The sequence below is a fragment of the Janthinobacterium sp. GMG2 genome (genome assembly GCF_033949445.1).
Classification (GTDB): domain Bacteria; phylum Pseudomonadota; class Gammaproteobacteria; order Burkholderiales; family Burkholderiaceae_D; genus Janthinobacterium; species Janthinobacterium aestuarii.
Window position 1 is genome coordinate 159,130 of the sequence record NZ_JAXAWA010000004.1, and the last position, 21,597, is coordinate 180,726.

Annotated in this window: 14 protein-coding genes; 13 read left to right on the forward strand and 1 reads right to left on the reverse strand. The window is 61.1% G+C overall.

Annotated elements, in window-relative coordinates:
• Positions 1-97 precede the first annotated feature (97 nt).
• On the reverse strand, positions 98-2,878 hold the full coding sequence (locus tag SKZ59_RS16490; protein WP_219329497.1) for a TonB-dependent receptor: 2,781 nt from the start codon (positions 2,876-2,878) through the stop codon (positions 98-100).
• Positions 2,879-3,502: 624 nt separating this feature from the next.
• Between SKZ59_RS16490 and SKZ59_RS16495 the strand changes: the two genes are divergently transcribed.
• From SKZ59_RS16495 to truB, 13 genes are all read left to right on the forward strand, one after another.
• Positions 3,503-5,344, forward strand: coding sequence for an ABC transporter substrate-binding protein (locus SKZ59_RS16495; RefSeq protein ID WP_319992364.1), 1,842 nt, complete (start codon positions 3,503-3,505; stop codon positions 5,342-5,344).
• A gap of 28 nt (positions 5,345-5,372) precedes the next feature.
• Positions 5,373-6,311, forward strand: coding sequence for an ABC transporter permease (locus SKZ59_RS16500; RefSeq protein ID WP_034760169.1), 939 nt, complete (start codon positions 5,373-5,375; stop codon positions 6,309-6,311).
• A gap of 9 nt (positions 6,312-6,320) precedes the next feature.
• Positions 6,321-7,430 (forward strand): ABC transporter permease, encoded by a 1,110-nt coding sequence (locus SKZ59_RS16505; RefSeq protein ID WP_319992365.1) that lies wholly within the window; start codon positions 6,321-6,323, stop codon positions 7,428-7,430.
• A gap of 9 nt (positions 7,431-7,439) precedes the next feature.
• A complete protein-coding gene (locus SKZ59_RS16510; protein ID WP_319992366.1) occupies positions 7,440-9,131 on the forward strand; it encodes an ABC transporter ATP-binding protein in 1,692 nt (563 codons plus the stop codon).
• Between the two features lie 27 nt (positions 9,132-9,158).
• A complete protein-coding gene (locus SKZ59_RS16515; protein ID WP_319992367.1) occupies positions 9,159-10,121 on the forward strand; it encodes a VTT domain-containing protein in 963 nt (320 codons plus the stop codon).
• Positions 10,122-10,498: 377 nt separating this feature from the next.
• Positions 10,499-11,518, forward strand: a complete 1,020-nt coding sequence (locus tag SKZ59_RS16520; RefSeq protein ID WP_072454300.1) for a glucokinase — start codon at positions 10,499-10,501, stop codon at positions 11,516-11,518.
• A gap of 400 nt (positions 11,519-11,918) precedes the next feature.
• Entirely contained in the window at positions 11,919-12,713 is a 795-nt protein-coding gene (gene scpB / locus SKZ59_RS16525) for an SMC-Scp complex subunit ScpB (RefSeq protein WP_034760153.1), read from the forward strand.
• The gene (gene rluB, locus SKZ59_RS16530; protein ID WP_319992368.1) at positions 12,706-14,784 is read left to right on the forward strand and encodes a 23S rRNA pseudouridine(2605) synthase RluB; all 2,079 of its coding nucleotides are present in this window, start codon (positions 12,706-12,708) and stop codon (positions 14,782-14,784) included. Before scpB ends, rluB begins: the two co-directional genes overlap by 8 nt.
• A 345-nt stretch (positions 14,785-15,129) precedes the next feature.
• Positions 15,130-15,618 (forward strand): ribosome maturation factor RimP, encoded by a 489-nt coding sequence (rimP, locus tag SKZ59_RS16535; protein ID WP_034760462.1) that lies wholly within the window; start codon positions 15,130-15,132, stop codon positions 15,616-15,618.
• Positions 15,615-17,180 carry a transcription termination factor NusA gene (gene nusA / locus SKZ59_RS16540; RefSeq protein ID WP_034760148.1) on the forward strand — a complete coding sequence of 522 codons (1,566 nt, stop codon included), beginning with the start codon at positions 15,615-15,617 and terminating at the stop codon, positions 17,178-17,180. The genes rimP and nusA overlap by 4 nt, the downstream gene beginning before the upstream one ends.
• Before the next feature lie 46 nt (positions 17,181-17,226).
• Complete coding sequence (infB, locus tag SKZ59_RS16545; protein WP_034760145.1) at positions 17,227-20,085, forward strand: translation initiation factor IF-2; 2,859 nt, start codon at positions 17,227-17,229, stop codon at positions 20,083-20,085.
• 114 nt (positions 20,086-20,199) lie between these two features.
• The gene (gene rbfA, locus SKZ59_RS16550; RefSeq protein ID WP_034760142.1) at positions 20,200-20,616 is read left to right on the forward strand and encodes a 30S ribosome-binding factor RbfA; all 417 of its coding nucleotides are present in this window, start codon (positions 20,200-20,202) and stop codon (positions 20,614-20,616) included.
• Between the two features lie 2 nt (positions 20,617-20,618).
• Complete coding sequence (gene truB / locus SKZ59_RS16555; protein ID WP_070303331.1) at positions 20,619-21,554, forward strand: tRNA pseudouridine(55) synthase TruB; 936 nt, start codon at positions 20,619-20,621, stop codon at positions 21,552-21,554.
• The last annotated feature ends 43 nt before the right edge of the window (positions 21,555-21,597 follow it).

Consider the following 21,597-nt stretch of genomic DNA (forward strand, 5'->3'; position numbering starts at 1 on the left):
GCACAAGAGCTGTGCGGATGAGCGACCTGGCGCCACAGTCCGGGCGAAAAAAAGGCGGTGATTGCTCACCGCCTTGCGTCAGGGTACGGATGTCGGCTTAGAAGAACTTGTAGCTGGCGCCCAGTTTGAAGTAGCGGCCGATGGCGCCGCTGGCATCCATCGGGTTGTAGCTCATGCCGCCGTAGGTCAGCGGGTCGAGCGGCGCGATCTTGTCGGTCACGTTGTTGATCGAGGCAAACAATTGCAACTGCTTGTTGACGTTCCAGCGGCTCGACAGGTCGAGCGTGGTGAACGAGGCGAGCTTGCAACCGTTCGGCGCCGCGGTGCCGTCGGCCAGCTTGGAAGCGCACGGCTTGCCTTCAAACAGGATGTTCTTCATGTCCGAACGGTAGTTCAGCACGCCGCTGACGTTCCAGTTGCCCAGGTCCCACGAGCCGGTCAGATTGATCTTGTCCTTCGGCGTGCCGGCGCAGTTGGACGTGTCGCAATTGCCATGCGTGCCGGCGAACTGGTAGCGCACGGTGGACGACTCGGCCCGTACCCACGAAGCGATATGGGTCCAGGTCAGGCCGAACGTGGCGCGGCCGTAGTCGCCCAGGCGCACGCGCTGCTTGACATCCAGGTCGATACCCTTGATCTCCGTGAAGCTGGAGTTGCGGTACGGCGCCTTGGTGATCAGCAAGGTGCCCGTGTTCGGCGTGACGACGCCATTGATGGTCAGGTTGTTGTCGGCGCGGATGGCTGTCGGCAGGGCGGCTGCTTCGTTGTACGGCAGCGGATTGATCTCGTTTTCACGCTTGATCTTCCAGGCATCGAGCGACAGGCTGGTATCGTTGAACGGATCCCACACCAGGCCCAGGGTGTAGCCCTTGGATTTTTCCGGCTTGAGGCTGGGGTCGCCGACCTTCACGGCCGCCACTTGCAGTTCGCAGTCGCTGGCATTGGCGCCCGGCAGGCGGGTGCCGCCCGGGCAGCGCACGGGATCGCTCACGGTCGAGGTGCCCGTCGATTGCGAATCGGCGTTGCTTTCGGCCGGGCCCGGTGCGCGGAAACCTTCCGAATACGTGCCGCGCACGGCGAAGGTTTTCAGCGGCGTCCACTTGGCGCCCAGTTTCGGCGTGGTCGACGAGAAACGGTCGTATTTGTCGTAACGCAAGGCGCCCGACAGTTCCACCGTCTTGATGACGGGCGCCAGCACTTCGAGGAACACGGCCGAGACCTTGCTGTCGCCCTTGGCGGCCACGTAGCTGGCGTTGATGGAACCGTCTTCCGTGCCCGTCAGCGATGGATTGTCGAGCTTGTCGCGGCGGTGTTCCGCGCCGATCGCCAGGCCCATGGCGCCACCGGGCAACTGCATCAGTTCGCGCGTGGCCTTGAAGTCGATGATGTCGAGCTTGGTCGTGGAATCGGAGGTGGCGTTCGTCACCATGGCCGCGTACAGCGATGCGGGATTCTTGCCCGCCTGCGCGCCGATGTAGTACGGGAAATATTGGCTGTTCGGATTGCCTAGCGCATCCCTAACGACGGCCATGTTCAGCATGTTGCTGTAATCGAGGTGCAGTTTCGATTCCGAATGCGTGTAGCCGGCATCGTAGTCCCAGCCCATGGCATTGCCCTTGACGCCGAGCACGATGCGGTTGAACTCGTTGTTGGCGGTGCGCGTGCTGGCGCCCACGTCGAACGCCTGGTAGCGCACGCGCACCGGCACGCCATACGGATTTTGCGGGTGGTTGGCGGCCAGCACGATGCTGGTGCCGGTGCCGGTGGCATAGTTGATGACGCCCGCCTTGTTGCCGGCGTTCGGCGGGAAGGCGACGGTGGGCGTGACCGACGGCGGTATCATGGCGAACGCCGTATCGCGCTTCGAGTAGCCCGCTTCCGCATACACCTGGGTGTCGGCATTGACTTGCCAGGTGCCGCGCGTGTACAGGTTGATCGATTCGATCTTCGGCTGCATCGCGCGGAACTGGTCGTGGTGCCACAAACAGCCGCCCTTCGGATCTTGCGGTGAAGACACGGACAAGCTCGAGCAGCCGGGCAGGGACACATAGTTGTTGGTGACGGGGTCGCGGATCAGGCCTGTCGGTGCCGCATTTGCATCGTTGTTGCCATTGATGTAGCCGCCGGCGAACTGGGTGTTGATCGCATAGCCATACGGGCGCAGGTCGGCCTTGCCTATCCATTTGCGGCCGGCGCGGTCGCTGTTCATCAGCATGTCCGATTTGCTGTATTCGGCATTGACGACGAAGTTGAATTTATCCGTATCGAGGTTGCCCTTGCCGAAAGTCAGCGAGGCGCGGTGCTGCTTGGCGTCGCTGTCGCCAGAGATGCCCGTGTCGCCTTTCAGGGTCAGCCCTTCGAAGTCCTTGCGCAGGATGATGTTGACGACGCCGGCGATGGCGTCTGCGCCGTAGGTCGACGAGGCGCCGTCCTTGAGGATTTCAATGCGTTCGACGATCTGCATCGGCACGGTGGACAGGTCGGTAAAGCTCTTCTGGCCGTCATCGGCGCGCGCGAATGGCGCCATGCGGCGGCCGTTGAGCAGGACCAGGGTCGAGGTGGCGCCCAGGCCGCGCAGCGAGATGGCCGTGGAACCGGCGGCAAAGCCGTTGCCGAAGCCCGTCGGCAGGGAGCCGGCGCCATCGGCGGTCAGGGTTTGCAGGTATTCGGCGACGGTGGCCTTGCCCGATTTCATCAAGTCGTCGCGGCTGATGACCTGGACCGGCGATGCGGTCTCGGCCGTGGCCCGTTTGATGCTCGAGCCTGTAATTTCCACACGTTGTACATTGGCGTCTTGCGCCATTGCCGGCGCCGCCATCATGCCCAGGCTGAGCGCTGCTACGCTACCCGAAAAAATCAGGCGTACGGAGCGGGACATCACTGTTTCCATCATCATTCTCAGAACTCCGAAAGTGTGCTCGGCCGGCCCTTGTGCGGCACAGCTTTGCCAGGGTGATAAAGATTGCTGCGTCGGCAATCGCCATGGATCAAACGGCATATCGTGTGAGCCGTCGTGATTGATAAGACCACTTGCCGAGAAACCTTGTCAACGCACACACATCTGCTTTCAGCATGGAAACAACAGTGTTTTTTATCATGTTGATGCGTTTCAATAATTGCAATTATTTTAATGTTGCAGTGCGATGCGTATTTTCCGTACTGCCATAAAAACAGCTGTCATTGACGGCCATAAGGGTTGCTGCCAGGCCGATTTTCCATGGACGCCGCCTGTCTATGCTGCGCTGCGGAAGATTCTCCCCGTGAGGCTGGCGGCCGTGGCTGCGCGTCACGCCAGCGCTGCGGCTTTTCGCCCGGCGAACAGAATATGCGTTATCGTTACGCCTTTTTCCGGCTCGCCCGTATGTAGACGCGGCTGGCCATGAACAAGGCATAGATCTTGCGAGGATGGACTGGTTTTGGCGGTGGAATCCTGTATCCCAGGGGGAAGCCAGTACAAGCGCACCAATACGGTGCGACAGATAATCGAGATGAAGGGTATTACATGAAGTCACCATGGATGCGGCGCGTGGCGCTGCTCGCCTGCCTGGCCACCCTGCCGCTGGCGGCCGTTGCCGCCGATGCCGCCCCTGCTGCCGCAGGCGCGCCGGTGAAAACCTTGCGCTATATCTTGCCGGCCGCCGAGACGGGTTTCGATCCGGCCACCGCGCGCGACCTGTATTCGAACCACATCACGCAGGCCGTCTTCGACACCCTGTACACCTATGACTACCTGGCGCGCCCCGTCAAGGTGGTGCCCGGTGCCGCGGCTGCCATGCCGGAAGTGTCCGCCGACGGCAAGACCTACACCATCCGCCTGAAAAAAGGCATGTATTACACGCCCGACCCGGCGTTCGGCGGCAAGCGCCGCGAACTGACGATGGCCGACTACGTGTATTCGTGGAAGCGCCTGTTCGACCCGCGCCTGGCCTCGCCGCACAGCTGGCTGTTCGAAGGCAAGGTAGTGGGACTGGACGACCTGGCCAAGGATGCGGCCAAGTCGAACAAGCTCGACTACAGCAAGAAGGTGGCCGGCCTGGAAATCCTCGACCCGTACACCCTGCGCGTGACCCTCACCAAGACCGATTTCAATTTCCCCATGATCCTCGCCTACGTGCCGACGTCCGCCGTGGCGCGCGAAGTGGTGGAGAAATACGGCGACGTGAAGGGCGAAGTGGGTTCGAATCCCGTCGGTACCGGCTACTACACCTTGGGCGAATGGACGCGCGGCAACCGCATCGTGTTGAATCGCAACCCGCAGCACTTGCCGGAAACGTGGAATTTCCTGGCTGGCGACGACCCGGACGACCAGCGCATCGTGCGCCAGATGCAGGGCAAGCGCATTCCCGCCATCGACCGCATTGAAATTTCCGTCATGATCGAGGACCAGTCGCGCTGGCTGTCGTTCCAGAGCGGCGGCACGGACGTGTTCTGGCTCGATGGCCCGCTGGCGCCGAAAGCGCTGCTCAACGGCAAGCTGCGTCCCGAGCTGGCGGAGAAGGGCGTGCAACTGTCGCGCCTGCTGGATCCCGAGATCAGCTATTACTACTGGAATATGGAAGATCCGACCTTGGGCGGTTTCAGCAAGGAAAAGATCGCCCTGCGCCGTGCCATTGCCATGGCGCACAACATCGACGAAGAAATCCGCATCATCTGGAATGGCCAGGCCAAGCGCCTCGACTATCCGATCCCGCCCGGCGTCGTCGGCTACGATCCCCACTACAAATCCCTGCTGCAATACGATCCCGTGCTGGCGAACAAGTTGCTCGACAAATTCGGCTACAAGAAGGGTGCCGATGGCTGGCGCACTTTGCCGGACGGCAAGCCGCTGCTGATCCGCTACGCTTCGCGCAATGAAGCCAATGGCGTGCTGCAGGCGGAAATGTGGCGCAAGACCTACAACTCGCTGGGCATCCGCATGGAAAACGACCGCATGATCTTTTCCGACATTTTAAAGACGGAAAAGCAGTGCAAGATGCAGACGCGCACGGCGCCATGGCTGGCCGACTATCCGGACGGCGACAACTTCATGCAGCTGTTCTACGGCCCGAACACGCACCAGAACAACAATGGCTGCTACCAGGATCCCGAATACGACAAGTGGTATGCGGCCAGCCAGGCCATGCCGGCCAGCCCCGAGCGCGACGAGCTGTTCCACAAGATGGCGCGCCGCCTGGAAGTGAACGCGGGCGCCCTGATCGGCTATGCGCGCTACCGCAACATGCTGGCGCAAAAGTCGGTGCTCGGCTACAAGAAGCACCCGATCCTGTTCCAGGAGTGGGCGTACATGGATATCGACAGCAACGGTGCGCCGGTGGCGCCAGCTGCCGACTCGGCTAAAAAATAAGCGCAGCTTATAACAACAAGGAATCATTATGTTTGCTTATATCCTGCGCCGCCTGTGGCAGATGCTGCCCACCATGCTGGGCGTCGTCCTGTTGGTGTTTATCCTGTTTAACTGGGTGGGCGGCGACCCCGCCTATATCCTGGCCGGCAAGATGTCGAGTGCGGAAAGCATCGCCAACATCCGCCGCCAGCTCGGCGTCGACCAGCCGTATTACGTGCAGCTATGGATCTTCATCAAGCAGATCGTCACGTTCGATTTCGGCCAGAGCTGGGCCACGGGCGAATCCGTGTCGCACATCATCACCTCGCGCCTGGGCCCGTCGATGATGGTACTGATCCCGCTGACCGTGCTGGAAACGTTTTTTGGCGTGGCGCTGGCGCTGGCCATCGCTTTCGTGCGCGGCTCGCTGACGGACCGCGCCGTCATGATCGCCTGCACGGTGGGCATGTCGATTTCCATTCTCGTCTACATCATCGTCTTCCAGTACGGCTTTGCTTATAAACTGGGCCTGTTCCCCGTGCAGGGCTGGGGCGACAGCTTCTGGGAAAACCTGCTGCGCTATTCGACTTTGCCGATTCTGATCGGCCTGGCCGTCTCGATCGCGCCGACCCTGCGCCTGTTCCGTACCTTCGTGCTGGACGAGGCGAACCAGGATTACGTGCGCACGGCGCGCGCCAAGGGCCTCAAGGAAGGCCGCATCATGTGGGTGCACGTGCTGCGCAACGCCGCCATTCCCATCATTACCTATGTGATGTCGAACTTGCCGGCCCTGCTGATCGGCGCTTTCCTGCTCGAGCGCTTCTTCGGCATCCCCGGTATCGGGCGTGAAGTGATCCTGGCCGTCGAGCGCAGCGACTTTCCGGTGATCAAGGCGATCACCGTCTATGTTGCCGCCGCCACCATGCTCTTCAACCTGCTCACCGACCTGCTGTACCAGGCGGTCGATCCTCGCGTACAACTGAAGTAGAAAGAGACGATGTCGAAACCTCATACATCGCCCGGCCTGTGGGCCCTGGCGTGGCGCCGTTTGCGCGGCGACAAGATTGCAATGGTATCGCTGGCCGTGGTCGGCGCCTTTTTCCTGCTGGTGCTGGCATCGGCCAGCGGCCTGGTCGCCTCGAATTGGGAAGACGAAGTGGCCGTCAGCTATGCGCCGCCCACGTTTGTCGGCGCCGACAAGGACGTGGCCGCCGATGGCGCCATTCCCCTGCCTGATGAGCGCAGCGCGCCCACCCCCGTCAACGTGCTCGATCCGCTGGCCGACGACATCGCCGAACTGCGCGCCCAGATGGGTAGCAATCCATCGGCTGGCGTGGAGATGTACGGCGTCACCGACCCGCTGGCCGACGACTTGACGGCCTTGCGCGCCGGCATGGGCAAGGCCAAGAAACTCGTCACGCACAAGGCGGCGACACTGCCGTTCGGCGCCGACAAGTGGGGTCATGACATCATCCAGAAAACCATCAAGGGCGGTGAAACGTCGATCGTCGTGGGCCTGGTGGCAGCCTTGCTGGCCGTGGTGCTGGGTACCTTGTTTGGCGCCGTGTCCGGCTACTTCGGCGGCGTCGTCGATGATTTCTTCAACTGGTTCTACAGCATCTTTACGTCGATTCCATCCATCCTGATGATCTTGACGGTGGCGGCCGTGCTGCAACAGAAGGGCGTGCTGACCATCGTGCTGATCCTCGGCTTGACGGGCTGGACGGGGCCGTACCGCTTGATCCGCGCCGAATACATCAAGCACAAGGCGCGCGAATACGTGATGGCGGCCGACGCCATCGGCGCCTCGCACTGGCGCAAGATGTTCTCGCATATCTTCCCGAACGTCAGTCACGTGGCGCTGGTGCAAATGTCCATCCTCGTGGTGGGCTTCATCAAGGCGGAAGTGATTTTGAGCTTCCTCGGCTTTGGCGTACCGGTGGGTACCGTCTCGTGGGGCAGCATGCTTAACGAGGCACAAAATGAACTGATCCTGGGCAAATGGTGGCAGCTGACAGCCGCCGCCACGGCGATGGCCGTGCTGGTGACGGCGTTCTCGCTGTTTACCGATGCCTTGCGCGATGCGCTCGACCCCAAAGTGAAATAGGAGTTGCTCATGGACCAGAATAACCTGTTGGAAGTGCGCGACCTGCGCGTCACCTTCCGCCTGGACAAGAAGACCACGTTCGAAGCCGTCAAGGGCATTTCGTTCAACGTGCCGCGCAACAGCACCGTCGCGCTGGTGGGCGAATCGGGCAGCGGCAAGTCCGTCAGTTCGCTGGCCGTGATGGGCTTGCTGCCGCCGGATAACACCATCATCGATCCCGCCTCGAGCATCCATTTTGGCGGGCGCGACCTGCTCAAATTGTCTATCGCCGAGCGGCGCACCATGTGCGGCAAGGATATTTCGATGATCTTCCAGGAGCCGATGTCGTCCTTGAACCCTGTGTTTACGGTCGGTTTCCAGATCGCCGAAGTGCTGCGTCAGCATATGGGCATGAACCGCAAGCAGGCGCGGGCGCGTACGCTGGCGCTGCTCGAGGAAGTGGGCATTCCCGACCCGGCCACGAAGATCGATGCCTACCCGAGCCAGATGTCGGGCGGCCAGCAGCAGCGCGTGATGATCGCCATGGCGATCGCCTGCGAACCGAAACTCTTGATCGCCGACGAGCCGACGACGGCGCTGGACGTGACGATCCAGAAGCAGATCATGGACTTGATCGCGGCGCTGCAAAAGAAGCATCAGATGTCCGTGCTGTTCATTACCCACGACCTGGGCCTGGTGGGGGAGATCGCCGACCAGGTGATCGTCATGCGCCATGGCGAAGTGCGCGAGACGGGCGAGGTGCGCCAGGTATTCGAAGCGCCGCAAGACAGTTATACCAAGGCCCTGCTGCATTGCCGCCCCTCGCTCGATGAGCGCCCGTGGCGCCTGCCCGTGATTGCCGATTACATGGAAGGCAAGGCGGGTCCCGGTGTCGAGGTGAAGCAGCGCACGCGTGGCTACACGCCCGGTGACGAACCGGTGCTGGTGGTCAACAATTTAAGTAAAAGTTTTTATACGCGCGAAGGCCTGTTCGGCAAACGCGAGTTCCAGGCCGTCAAGGATGTGTCGTTCACTTTGCCGCGCGGCAAGACCCTGGGCGTGGTGGGCGAATCCGGCTCCGGCAAGACGACGGTGGGCCTGACCCTGCTGCGCCTGCACCAGGCAACGGGCGGCACGGCCATGTTTCACGGCAAGGACCTGATTGCCATGCCGAACAAGGAGTATTTGCCGTATAAACGCCGCATCCAGATCATCTTCCAGAATCCGTATGCGTCCTTGAATCCCAGGTTTACCGTCGGACAGATATTGCTCGAACCGATGCGCATCCACAACATCGGCGCCGATGACAAGGAACGCATCGCCAAGGCCTACTGGCTGCTCGATAAGGTCGGCTTGCCGGAACAGGCCTTCCACCGCTATCCGCACGAGTTCTCGGGTGGTCAACGCCAGCGCATCGCCATTGCCCGCTGCCTGACCATGCAGCCGGAAATCCTCGTCTGCGACGAATCCGTGTCGGCGCTGGACGTGTCGGTGCAGGCGCAGGTGCTCAATCTGTTGCAGGACTTACAGGATGAGTTCGGCCTGTCCTACATCTTCATTTCACACGATTTATCGGTGGTGAAATACATCGCCGACCAGGTGATGGTGATGCACAAGGGGCAAGTGGTGGAACTGGCCGATTCGGATGAACTGTACCGCAATCCCGTGCATCCGTACACGCGTACCTTATTGAGCGCCATACCGAAGGGCGTGCAAATCTAAACACGCTTTTACGGTAAGATAGCGACCATGCCCAACCTCATTTACCTGCTCGAACATTACGGTGTCCTGATAGTCTTTGGCATCGTGCTGGTGGAGCAGCTCGGCCTGCCGATTCCCGCTTTTCCCATCCTCGTGGTGGCGGGGGCACTGGCCGTCGATGGCGACATGAATGGGGCGCTGGTACTGGCCGCCGCGCTAAGCGCCTGCCTGATCAGCGACTTCACGTGGTTCCGCGCGGGCCGCCATTTCGGCAAGCGCATCCTGCGGCTGCTGTGTCGCATCTCGCTGTCGCCCGATTACTGCGTCAGCCAGACGGAAGACAAATTCAAGCGCTGGGGCCCGAAAGCCCTGATCGTCTCCAAGTTCGTGCCGGGCTTCAATACCGTCGCCGCACCGATGTCGGGCGCGCTGGGTACGCCGCCGGGCCTGTTCTTCCTGTACGCGGGCCTGGGCGCCTTGCTGTGGAGCGGTACGGGCATCGTCGTCGGCGTGATTTTCCATTCCAGCGTGCAGCAGGTGCTCGACTTGCTCAGCACCATGGGCAGCACGGCCTTGCTGATGCTGGCCACCTTGCTGGGCTTGTTCCTGCTGTACAAATTCCTTGAACGCCGGCGTTTCCGCCAGGCCTTGCAGATCGAGCGCATCGGCATCGATGAATTGCTCGAACTCATAGAGCAGGGCGAGGAGCCGCTGATGGTCGACGCGCGCAGTGCCACGGCCCAGGCGCTGGAACCGGCCGTACCGGGCGCCTTGTTCTTCAATGGCAAGGAGCCGGTGCCCGCCATGATCGCCATGGACAAGGACCGCCACATCATCGTGTATTGCAGCTGTCCCAACGACGTGACGGCCGCGCAAGTGGCCAAGCTGCTGCACCAGCACGGCTTTCACCGCGCCAAGCCCCTGCATGGCGGCCTGGACGCCTGGAATGCCGCCTACCGCTCGGACCAGCCGGCGCCCGCCAGCCTGCTGGGCGAAGGCTTGCCCTCCTGATCGCACTGCTTCCTGCTCGCCAGGCGGGCAGTCAAAAACCGGTAGTAATAATACGAAAACCGCTTTGCGGCAGCGTCAGGACGGCGGCGCCGCACCCGCGCCGCCGCGTACAAAGCGGCTTTGCGCAAACTCCGGCATACTCTGTTTTCAAGGCGGCTCCTGCTGCTGTGCAGCATGCTTTTCGTGTGCCTGATGAGTGCGAGCACTTACTATAAATCATTGTTTCTAAGCAATTTTGGCGTTGCCTGTTGCATTTGGAGTGGAACTACCAATAAAGGCTTGTTTTGATGTACTTAAACTACAAACTTTGCTTGCCTCCGGGCGCATTCATCCTTTAAGCTTGGCGTCCCATGCGTCCCACTTCATCATTTAAAATCATGAGCGCTTCGTCTTCTCCCGTACTGCCGACTTCCGCCTTCGCCGATGGACCGCGCCTGCTGGCCGACGTGGGCGGCACCAATGCCCGTTTCGCCCTGGAAGTGGCCGCTGGCCACATCACCCTGGTGGAAGTATTGCCCTGTGCCGATTACCCTAGCCTGTCCGCCGCCCTGCAAGCCTACCTGGCCTTGCCGCACATCGCTGCCGCTGGCGGGCAAGCCGTGCGCCATGCCGTGATCGCCATCGCCAACCCGGTCGACGGCGATTTCCTCAGCATGACGAACCACCACTGGTCGTTCTCGATCCGCGCCATGCGCGAAGAGTGCGGCTTCACGACTCTGGACGTGGTCAACGATTTCACGGCCCTGGCGCGCTCCCTGCCGCAACTGTCGAGCGAGCAAAAGCACCAGGTGGGCGCGGGCACGGCCCGTCCGAACACGGCCATCGGCCTGATCGGCGCCGGCACGGGCCTGGGTGTGTCGGGTCTGATTCCATCGCACGGCGGCTGGATCGCCCTGCAAAGCGAAGGCGGCCACGTCAGCTTTGCGCCGTTCAATGAAGTGGAAGTGAGCATCCTGCAATTCGCCTGGCGCGAATACGAGCACGTCTCGGCCGAGCGCCTGATTTCCGGCGATGGCCTGGAACTGATCTACCGTGCCCTGGCCGACCGCGCGGGCGTGCCGGCCGAAGACTTGACAGCGGCGGAAATCACGCGCCGCGCGCTGGCCGGTGAATCGCAGCTGTGCGACGACGTCATCGAAGCGTTCTGCTGCATGCTCGGCACCGTGGCGGGCAACGTCGCCGTCACCCTGGGCGCGCTGGGCGGTATCTATATCGGCGGCGGCATCGTGCCACGTCTGGGTGCGCGTTTCGACCGCTCCGGTTTCCGCGCCCGCTTCGAGCGCAAGGGCCGCTTCGCCAATTACGTCTCGCAAGTGCCGACCTTCGTCATCACGGCGCAGTACCCAGCTTTCCTGGGCGCATCGGCCATTCTCTCGGAGAAACTCGCCTCCCAGTGATGTGCGAGTAGGGGCCGATATGTCGCGCCAGTGCCGGGTAAAACGCGTGTTTTGCCCGGTTTTGCGCTTTTCCGCTTTTTATCAGGTACAATTGGCATCGTTGGATGAAACGACGACTGTCGCTCTCCTGTCTGGCTGGTTCGCCGCCACGGGAAAAGCAGCTGCTCCGGAGTTCGTTTCATTGCTGGTTATTTAAGGCCAGCACCATGGATGGCAGGACTTTCACTGCATCCGCTTTAGTCCCGCTTTGCGCGCATCGGCCAAGGCGTCGGAAAAACAGCCTCAACTAGTAACCCAGCACGGCGTCATCATCGATGTCTGCCATCTGTTACGTTGAAATGAACGTTTTTGATTTCTTTCTCTGCATACGAATTGCAACACACATCCGCACAGAATTGCTATGAATACAATTGAGGCTAAAAAAGTCCTCGAAACCGCGTTGCTGTGCGCTCGTGAATCGCTGACGATCCACAGCTTGAAGAAGCTGTTCGTCGATGCGGACGAGAATGGTCGCGTGCGCGGTGTCGGCGTTGGCGCCGATACGATCAAGCAGTTGCTGGAAGAGTTGCGCGATGAATGGGAAGGGCGCGGCATCGAGATCGTCAGTCTCGCATCGGGCTGGCGCTTTCAAAGCCGTCCGGAAATGAAGATGTATCTCGACCGTTTGACGCCCGAGCGGCCGCCCAAGTATTCGCGGGCGACCCTGGAAACCCTCGCCATCATCGCCTATCGCCAGCCGGTGACGCGCGGCGATATCGAGGAAATTCGCGGCGTTGCCGTCAATTCGCAGACGATCAAGATGCTGGAAGACCGTGGCTGGGTCGATGCCATCGGCTACCGCGACGTGGTGGGACGGCCGGCCTTGCTGGCCACCACCAAGCAATTTTTGGATGACCTGGGTTTGCAATCGCTGTCCCAGCTGCCGCCTTTGCAGCAAATCAGCGAGATGCAGGGCAATGGGCTCGAAGCCCTGGAAGCGGCCCTGCAGGAAAATTTTGACAAGGCAAGCAATGAGCTTGTCCCCCAGCTTGGTGCAGGTAGCAATACGGCTGTGACAGATGTAGATGTGACAGCAAGCCTTGATGCCGGCCCCGATGCTTCGCCCACGGACGAAGCCTACACTCACGACCCTGCGCCAGAACTAACGGTTGACGCTGCGCCAGGTCAGCACAGCCAAGAAACGAAGAATGAATAATCCGAACACACCCGAGACAGTTACCGCCAGCGACGAATCCATCGTTGCCAAGCCCAAGCGCCGCACCAAGGCCCAGATCGAAGCTGATACGGCCGCTGCCGTTGCTGCAGGCGACACCGCCGCTGCCAAGCCGAAGCGCCGCACGAAAGCCGACGTGGCCGCCGACGCGCCCGTTGCCGCCGCCGCTGCTGAAGCTGTGCCAGCCGCCAAGAAAACCCGCGCCAAGCCAGCCCTGAAGGCCGTGGCCGACGCCGCCGAAGCGGCCGCCGAAGCCGTTGCCGCACCTGCGCCGCGTCCGCCGCGCGCCCGCGCCGCCGTCAAGGCCGCTGCCGCCGTCGCTGAAACGGCACCCGAAGCCGTCGCTGACAAGCCGGCCGAAGCACGTCCTACCCGTGGTCCGCGTCAGATGCGTGGCGTGCAGGCGGAACGCGCACTGCGCCAGCCGCCGCGCGCCGAAGCGCCGCAGGCAGCCGACGCCGTTGCAGCAGCACCTGTCGTCGAGCAAGCCGCCGCGCCTGTCGCCGACGTGTTCGATGCCGAAGGCAACCTCGTTTCCGGCCCGCGCCTGCCGCGCGGTCCGCGCAACGACGTGCCGGGCGCTGGCAAGAATGCCGGCAAGAGCCGTAAAAAGGGCAAGGGCCGCCAGGCTGCGCCAGGTAAACTCAGCGACGCTGATGCCGTGTTCTCGTTCGTCACTTCCGACGCGTTCGACAGCGAAGAAGGCGGCACGGGCCGCGTACAGAAAGTGGCCGTGCGCCGCGACCTGACGTCCGACGACGACGCGCCGAAGCTGCACAAGGTGCTTGCCGAAGCCGGTCTCGGTTCGCGCCGCGACATGGAAGACCTGATCATTTCGGGCCGCGTGTCCGTCAATGGCGAACCGGCCCACATCGGCCAGCGCATCCTGCCGAGCGACCACGTGCGCATCAACGGCAAGTTGATCCAGCGCCGCGTCAGCAAGAAGCCGCCGCGTGTGTTGGTCTACCACAAGCCGGCCGGCGAAATCGTCAGCCACAACGACCCGGACGGCCGTCCATCCGTATTCGACCGCCTGCCGACCATGAAAGCGGGCAAGTGGCTGGCCGTTGGCCGCCTCGACTTCAACACGGAAGGCTTGCTGCTGTTTACTACCTCCGGTGACTTGGCCAACCGTCTGATGCACCCGCGCTACGGCATCGACCGCGAGTACGCCGTGCGTACCCTGGGCGAGCTGGAAGAGGGCATGCGCCAGAAACTGCTGGCCGGCGTCGAGCTGGAAGACGGCCTGGCGCAGTTCTCGAAGATCGCCGATGGCGGCGGCGAAGGCATCAACAAGTGGTATCGCGTGGTGATCGGCGAAGGCCGTAACCGCGAAGTGCGCCGCATGTTCGAAGCGATCGGCCTGACTGTGTCGCGCCTGATCCGTACCCGCTACGGCGCCATGACCCTGCCGAGCGGCCTCAAACGCGGCCGCTGGGAAGAGATGGATGAAAACACCGTGCGCGATCTGTTGACCGCCTACGGCATCGAAAAGAAAATGCCGGCATCGGGCGACCCCCGTGCCGCTGGCGCCGCCAAGGGCCGCGAAGCGCGCAAGGCGAGCCGCGATGACGAGCCGAATGGCAACCGTATCGATGTGAGCAACCGCAACGCCGATCCTTTCCCGGTCGCGCCGCGCCGTGGCCAGCCGCAAGGCCAGTTTGCCCGTCCGCAAGGCCAGGGTCGTCCAGGCGGCGCCGGTCGTCCAGGCGAAGCCCGTGGTCCTGGCCGTGGCCAGCCGCAAGGCCCGTTCCAGGGCGGCCAGCCCCGTTCGTCGGCCTCGTTCGAAGGCGCGCCGCAAGGCCAGGGCCGTCCGCCGCGTGCGGCAGGCCAGGGTCAAGGCCGTCCGGCCGGTGGCGGCGAAGGCCGCGCGCCGCAGCGCGGTCCGCGCCAGCCCGATCCGCTGCAAACGGCATTCGGCTTCGCCAACACGGGTCCGCGCCGCAATACGGGTGGTGGCGCCGGTGGGCAAGCGCGTTCCGGTGGACAGCCGCGTGGCGGCATGGATCGTGGCGGCATGGATGGCATGCCGCGCCGCCGCAGCAAAGGTTAATCGGGAAGAGTTTCTTCTTGCGCGCCCGCCGATCTGCCGCGGGTGCGCGCTCTTGTAACTGTTGTAAGCCGGGCCGCTCCTCGTGTGCGGCATTGCGGCGAAGTTAATAAGAGGTTATAATCTGCAGCCTAATAAAAGTTCTCCGCAGGGTTGTTTGGTGGGGAGTGCTTTCATCTGGTTGGGGAAATACAAGAAGATGGGCAGATGCCCATTTTTTTTTTTGTTGAACCGTTTGTAATGGCTCCGCAAGGGGCCATATATGACTTGAATGCGTGTTTTTGCATGGTGTCGGCGCTCATTGCGGCGCCGTCATGCCGAAAACGGGCCTTATTTCTGGAGAATTTTTTGCAGCAGTTGGGATTAATTGAAAAGACAGTTACAGGTCTGGGCTATGAGCTCGTTGATGTCGAACGTGCCGAGCGCGGGCTGCTGCGCGTCTTTATTGATTTCAGCGCCGCCGATGCCGCTGAAAAAGGTCCGATCACGGTCGAAGACTGTGCCACGGTGAGTCACCAGTTATCGCATGTGTTGACGGTAGAGAACGTTCCTTACGAGCGTCTCGAGATTTCTTCCCCGGGTCTCGATCGTCCGGTGCGCAAGCTGGAAGACTTTGTCCGTTTCGCAGGCCAGGAAATCATCGTCAAGCTGACTGTGGCGATGCCGGGTACGAACAACCGGAAATCGTTCCAGGGGATTCTGCAAGAACCCGTGGGCGATAAATTGTCGTTGGAATTTGAAGGTAAGGATGGTCCGGCGATGTTGGAGTTTACGCTCGCCGATGTGGATAAGGCACGCTTGGTGCCGCAGGTGGTTTTTAAGGGACGCAAAGCATGAGCCGCGAAGTTTTATTATTGGTTGACGCGCTGGCGCGCGAAAAAAACGTCGATAAAGATGTCGTCTTCGGCGCCCTCGAATTCGCGTTGGCGCAAGCCACGAAGAAACGGTATGAGGGTGAGGTAGACATCCGCGTTTCGATCGACCGCGAAACGGGCGAATTCGAATCGTTCCGCCGCTGGCACGTCGTGCCCGATGAAGCGGGCCTGCAATTGCCGGATCAGGAGATCCTGCATTTCGAGGCAAAAGAACAGATCGCCGATATCGAAGTCGATGACCATATCGAAGAACCGATCGAATCTGTCGAATTCGGCCGCCGTTTCGCCCAGGATACCAAACAGGTTGTCCTGCAGCGCGTACGTGACGCCGAACGCGAACAGATCCTGGTCGACTTCCTGGAACGCGGCGATTCGCTCGTCACCGGCACCATCAAGCGCATGGAACGCGGCGACGCCATCGTCGAATCGGGCAAGATCGAAGCGCGTCTGCCACGCGACCAGATGATCCCGAAAGAGAATCTGCGTATCGGCGACCGTGTGCGTGCCTTCATCTTGCGCATCGACCGCAACATGCGCGGCCCGCAAGTGATTCTGTCGCGCACCGCGCCGGAATTCATCATGAAACTGTTCGAACTGGAAGTGCCGGAAATCGAGCAAGGCATGCTGGAAATCAAATCCGCAGCCCGCGATGCCGGCGTCCGCGCCAAGATCGCCGTCTACACGGCCGACAAGCGCATCGACCCGATCGGTACTTGCGTCGGCATGCGCGGTTCGCGCGTGCAGGCCGTGACCGGCGAACTCGGTGGCGAACGTGTCGACATCGTGCTGTGGTCGGAAGATCCGGCGCAGTTCGTCATCGGCGCCCTGGCTCCGGCGAACGTGTCGTCGATCATGGTCGATGAAGAAAAACACGCGATGGATGTCGTTGTGGACGAAGAAAACCTGGCAATCGCGATCGGCCGTTCCGGCCAGAACGTGCGCCTGGCCTCGGACCTGACCGGCTGGAAGATCAACATCATGACGGCCGAAGAATCGGCTGACAAAGCTGCCCAGGAAACGGCTGCCGTGCGCATCCTGTTCATGGAAAAGCTCGATGTCGACCAGGAAGTGGCCGATATTCTGGTGGAAGAAGGTTTCGCCAGTCTGGAAGAAATCGCTTACGTGCCAATTTCCGAAATGCTGGAAATCGAATCGTTTGACGAAGATACCGTCAATGAACTCCGTACCCGTGCGCGTGATGCGCTGGTTACCGAAGCGATTGCTTCGGAAGAGGGTCTGGAAGGCATGGACGAGGCGTTGGTGGGTCTGGAAGGCATGGACCGCATTACCGCCGGCAAGCTGGGTCTGGCTGGTATCAAGACCGTTGAAGCATTTGCAGCACTGGCATACGACGAATTTGGCGCAATCCTGGCCTTGTCTGCGGACCGTGCGCGTGAACTGATTACAAGTGAATTTAAAGATGTGACCGACGATGAGATGAAGTTGGTTGACTCGAAATACGACGATCGTGCCAAGGCGTTGCAAGCCAAGGCATGGAGTCTGGCCGAATCCGCAAAGGCTTAATTTGAGTATCTTTATCATCTCCGCGACACATAGAAAAGAGGACTGAATGGCGAGTAACAACGTAGCCCAATTTGCCACCGAACTGAAGATGCCTGCAGATTTGCTGCTGACGCAGCTGCGTTCTGCCGGCGTCGAGAAAAGTTCGACGTCAGATCCATTGTCGAAAGATGATAAGGACAAGCTTTTGGATCATCTGCGCCGCACACACGGCGCAGCGGCTGACACAGAAAAGAAAAAAATCACCGTGACCCGCAAGGAAACGACTGAGATCAAGCAAGCTGACGCCACCGGCAAATCGCGCACCATCCAGGTGGAAGTGCGCAAGAAACGCACTTTCGTCCAGCGTGACGAAGCTGCGCCGGTCGCAGCAGAACCGGTCGCGCCTGCCGCACCGGTGATCGATCCCGCCGACGTGGCGCGCCGTGAAGAAGAAGCCCGTAAACAGGCTGAACTGATCGCCCGCCAGGAAGCCGATCTGCGCGAAAAGCAAGAACGTCTGGCCAAGCTCGACGCGGAAAAAGAAGCCCAGGCGAAAGCCACGCAACAGGCTGAATTGGCTGCGAAGAAAGAAGCTGAAGCAGAAGCGAAGAAAGCCGCTGCCAAGGCTGCTGCCGCGCCTGCCGCCAGCGCCGCTGCGCCTGTCGTTGACGACGCCGCCGCCGAAGCGAAGAAAGCTGCTGCCGCTGAAGAAGCGAAGAAGAAAGCGGCTGCCGCTGCTGTTGCCGCCAAGGAAGCCGCTGACAAAGCGGAAGCCACCGAGCGTGCACGCAAGGCCGTTGCCGACGAAGTTGCCCAGATCAAGGCCATGATGAACGCGCCACGCCGCGCCATCAAGGCACCGGAACCCGTACCGGTTCCCGTCAAGCCGAAGGCGCCGGAAGGCACCCTGCACAAGCCTGCTGACAAGAAACCTGGCGACAAGCCGGGCGACAAGAAGCCTGCTGTTGCAGACAAGAAATCGATCAAGTCGGCCAATGTGTCGTCCACCTGGTCCGATGACGCGAAAAAACGCGGCACCACCGGTGGTCCGAAACCACGCGGCAATAGCGGCCCAGGCGGTCGTGACAGCTGGCGCGGTGGCGCGAAGGGCCGTCGCCCGACGCACCATGACGACCGTGAATCGAACTTCCAGGCTCCTACGGAAGCCGTCGTCAAGGACGTGCACGTACCGGAAACGATCACCGTGGCCGAACTGGCACACAAGATGTCCGTCAAGGCATCCGAAGTCATCAAGCATTTGATGAAATTGGGCCAGATGTGCACGATCAACCAGGTGCTGGACCAGGAAACCGCCATGATTCTGGTGGAAGAAATGGGCCACAAGGCGTTCGCCGCCGAACTGGACGATCCGGAAGCGCTGCTGGCCGATGTGGGCGAACACGCGCACTTCGAAACCAAGCCACGCGCACCGGTGGTCACCGTCATGGGTCACGTCGACCATGGCAAGACCTCGCTGCTCGATTACATCCGTCGCGCCAAGGTTGCCTCCGGCGAAGCGGGCGGCATTACGCAGCATATCGGCGCTTACCACGTCGATACGCCACGCGGCATGATCACCTTCCTCGACACCCCGGGCCACGAAGCGTTTACCGCGATGCGTGCCCGTGGCGCCAAGGCAACCGACATCGTCATTCTGGTGGTTGCCGCCGACGATGGCGTGATGCCGCAAACGAAAGAAGCGATTGCCCATGCGAAAGCAGCCGGCGTACCGCTGGTGGTGGCGATCAACAAGGTCGACAAACCAGGCGGCAACGTTGACCGCGTGACGCAGGAACTGGTCGCAGAACAAGTCGTACCGGAAGAATACGGTGGCGAATCGCCATTCGTGCCGGTGTCGGCGAAAACGGGTCAAGGTATCGACGACCTGCTGGAACAAGTGCTGTTGCAAGCCGAAGTGCTGGAACTGACGGCACCGGTCGATGCGCCTGCGCGCGGCCTGGTCGTCGAGGCGCGTCTGGACAAGGGCCGTGGTCCTGTCGCGACGATCCTGGTGCAGTCCGGTACCCTGAAACGCGGCGACGTGATTCTGGCTGGCTCTTCGTATGGCCGTGTTCGCGCCATGCTGGACGAGAACGGCAAGTCGATCGCTGAAGCGGGTCCTTCGATTCCGGTCGAAATCCAGGGTCTGACGGAAGTGCCGGTTGCCGGTGAAGAAGTCGTCGTCATGGCTGACGAGCGCAAAGCGCGTGAAATCGGTCTGTTCCGTCAAGGTAAGTTCCGCGACGTGAAACTGGCGAAACAGCAAGCTGCGAAACTGGAAAACATGTTCGACCAGATGGCCGAAGGCGAAGTGAAAAACTTGCCATTGATCATCAAAACCGACGTGCAAGGTTCGCAAGAAGCGCTGGTCGGTTCGCTGCAGAAACTGTCGACCTCCGAAGTGCGCGTACAAGTGGTTCACGCGGCCGTCGGTGGCATCACGGAATCGGACGTCAACCTGGCAGTCGCCTCGAAAGCGGTCATCATCGGCTTTAACGCCCGTGCTGATGCCCAGGCACGCAAGCTGGCCGAGTCGAATGGCGTGGACATTCGCTACTACAACATCATTTACGATGCGATCGACGAGATCAAATCGGCGTTGTCGGGCATGTTGGCACCAGAGAAACGCGAAACCGTTATCGGCCAAGTCGAGATCCGCCAGGTTATCCTGGTCTCGAAAGTCGGCGCGATTGCCGGTTGCCTGGTCACCGATGGCGTGGTCAAGCGTGCTTCTTCCGTCCGCCTGTTGCGCAACAACATCGTGGTGTGGAGCGGCGAGATCGACTCCCTGAAACGCTTCAAGGACGATGCGAAAGAAGTTCGCGCCGGTCTGGAGTGCGGCCTGTCGCTGAAGAACTACAACGACATTCAGGTTGGCGACACGCTGGAAGTGTTCGAAGTCCAGGAAATCGCTCGTACCCTGTAATCACAGAAGCAATGGCGCGGACATAGTGATGTCCGCGCAAACACGTGGGGCGCATTGGTCAACGGGCAACCGTTTGACCCATGCGCCCTGCGGCACTTAGGACAGCATAAAATCATGGCTAAACATAGCAAAACCATGCCAGCGCGCGGCTTGCGCGTGGCCGACCAGATCCAGCGCGATCTGGCTGAAATCGTCGCCTACGAATTGAAGGATCCGCGCGTCGGCACGATGATCACCATCACCGAAGTGCAGATCACGCCCGATTACGCGCACGCCAAGGTGTTTTTCACGATGTTGAAAGACAGCAAGGAAGCCATCAAGAACACCACCGAAGGCCTGATGGCCGCGTCCGGCTTCATCCGTGGCTTGCTGGGCAAGCGCCTGCACATCCACACCCTGCCGATGCTGCATTTCGTGCACGACAGCTCGACCTCGCGCGGCATGGAAATGTCGCTGCTGATCGACAAGGCCAACGCCACGCGCGCGGCCGACGCCGAGCCGGATGCCAAACCAGAAGCGGACGAGCAATAACAGTGGCGGGTCCGAAGAAACCGCCCGGCATCAAGCGGGTGCGCGACCTGGTCGATGGCGTCTTGCTGCTGGATAAGCCTGTCGGCTGGTCCAGCAATGACGCCCTGATCAAGGCCAAGCGCGTCTTGAACGCAAAGAAGGCGGGCCATACGGGCACCCTGGATCCGTTCGCCACGGGCTTGCTGCCGCTGTGCTTTGGCGAGGCGACCAAGTTCTCGCAGGACTTGCTGGAAGCCGACAAAACCTACGAAACCCTGGTGCACCTGGGGCAGACGACGGATACGGGCGATACGGAAGGCGACGTGCTGGAAACGCGCGACGTCAACGTCACCGAAGAGCAGATCGAAGCCGTGCTGGCGCAGTTCCGCGGGCCTATCCTGCAGACGCCGCCCATGTACTCTGCCTTGAAACGGGACGGCAAGCCCCTATATGAGTATGCAAGGGCAGGCATCACCCTGGAGCGCGAAGCGCGCCCGGTGACTATCCACAAGCTCGAGTTCCTCGGCTATGAAGCCCCGTTCCTGAAATTGTCCGTGATGTGCAGCAAGGGTACGTATATCCGTGTGCTGGGCGAAGACATCGGCCATGCCCTCGGTTGCGGCGGCCATCTGAACGCCTTGCGCCGCACGCACGTGGGCAACCTGACGCTTGACGGCGTCGTTACCCTGGATGAGTTGACGGCGCATGCCGCGCCGCTGAGCTTGCTGGCTCCCGTCGATGCCTTGCTGTCGAGTTTCCCTGCCGTCCAGCTGACGGAAGAATTGGCCAAGCGCTTCCTGCATGGCCAGCGCATCGCGCTGGGCAAGGAAGACGTCGTCGTGCCAGCCGAGCCGGGCAGGGTGCGCGTGTATCACGACAGCAAGTTGTTGGGCACGGGCCAGTTGCAGGAATACAGCATCCTGGCGCCGGAACGTCTCATTGCCACGGCGCACCAATAAGTCACGGCAACGTCACATTACCCAGCGACACTCTTGAACCAGT

Bases quoted from the DNA above. Each gene is read 5' to 3' on its own strand.
- scpB (WP_034760153.1), top strand. From the start codon at position 11,919: ATGAATACAATTGAGGCTAAAAAAGTCCTCGAAACCGCGTTGCTGTGC.
- nusA (WP_034760148.1), top strand. From the start codon at position 15,615: ATGAGCCGCGAAGTTTTATTATTGGTTGACGCGCTGGCGCGCGAAAAA.
- infB (WP_034760145.1), top strand. From the start codon at position 17,227: ATGGCGAGTAACAACGTAGCCCAATTTGCCACCGAACTGAAGATGCCT.
- SKZ59_RS16520 (WP_072454300.1), top strand. From the start codon at position 10,499: ATGAGCGCTTCGTCTTCTCCCGTACTGCCGACTTCCGCCTTCGCCGAT.
- rbfA (WP_034760142.1), top strand. From the start codon at position 20,200: ATGGCTAAACATAGCAAAACCATGCCAGCGCGCGGCTTGCGCGTGGCC.
- SKZ59_RS16500 (WP_034760169.1), top strand. From the start codon at position 5,373: ATGTTTGCTTATATCCTGCGCCGCCTGTGGCAGATGCTGCCCACCATG.
- SKZ59_RS16495 (WP_319992364.1), top strand. From the start codon at position 3,503: ATGAAGTCACCATGGATGCGGCGCGTGGCGCTGCTCGCCTGCCTGGCC.
- SKZ59_RS16490 (WP_219329497.1), bottom strand. From the start codon at position 2,878: ATGTCCCGCTCCGTACGCCTGATTTTTTCGGGTAGCGTAGCAGCGCTC.
- rluB (WP_319992368.1), top strand. From the start codon at position 12,706: ATGAATAATCCGAACACACCCGAGACAGTTACCGCCAGCGACGAATCC.
- SKZ59_RS16510 (WP_319992366.1), top strand. From the start codon at position 7,440: ATGGACCAGAATAACCTGTTGGAAGTGCGCGACCTGCGCGTCACCTTC.
- SKZ59_RS16505 (WP_319992365.1), top strand. From the start codon at position 6,321: ATGTCGAAACCTCATACATCGCCCGGCCTGTGGGCCCTGGCGTGGCGC.
- SKZ59_RS16515 (WP_319992367.1), top strand. From the start codon at position 9,159: ATGCCCAACCTCATTTACCTGCTCGAACATTACGGTGTCCTGATAGTC.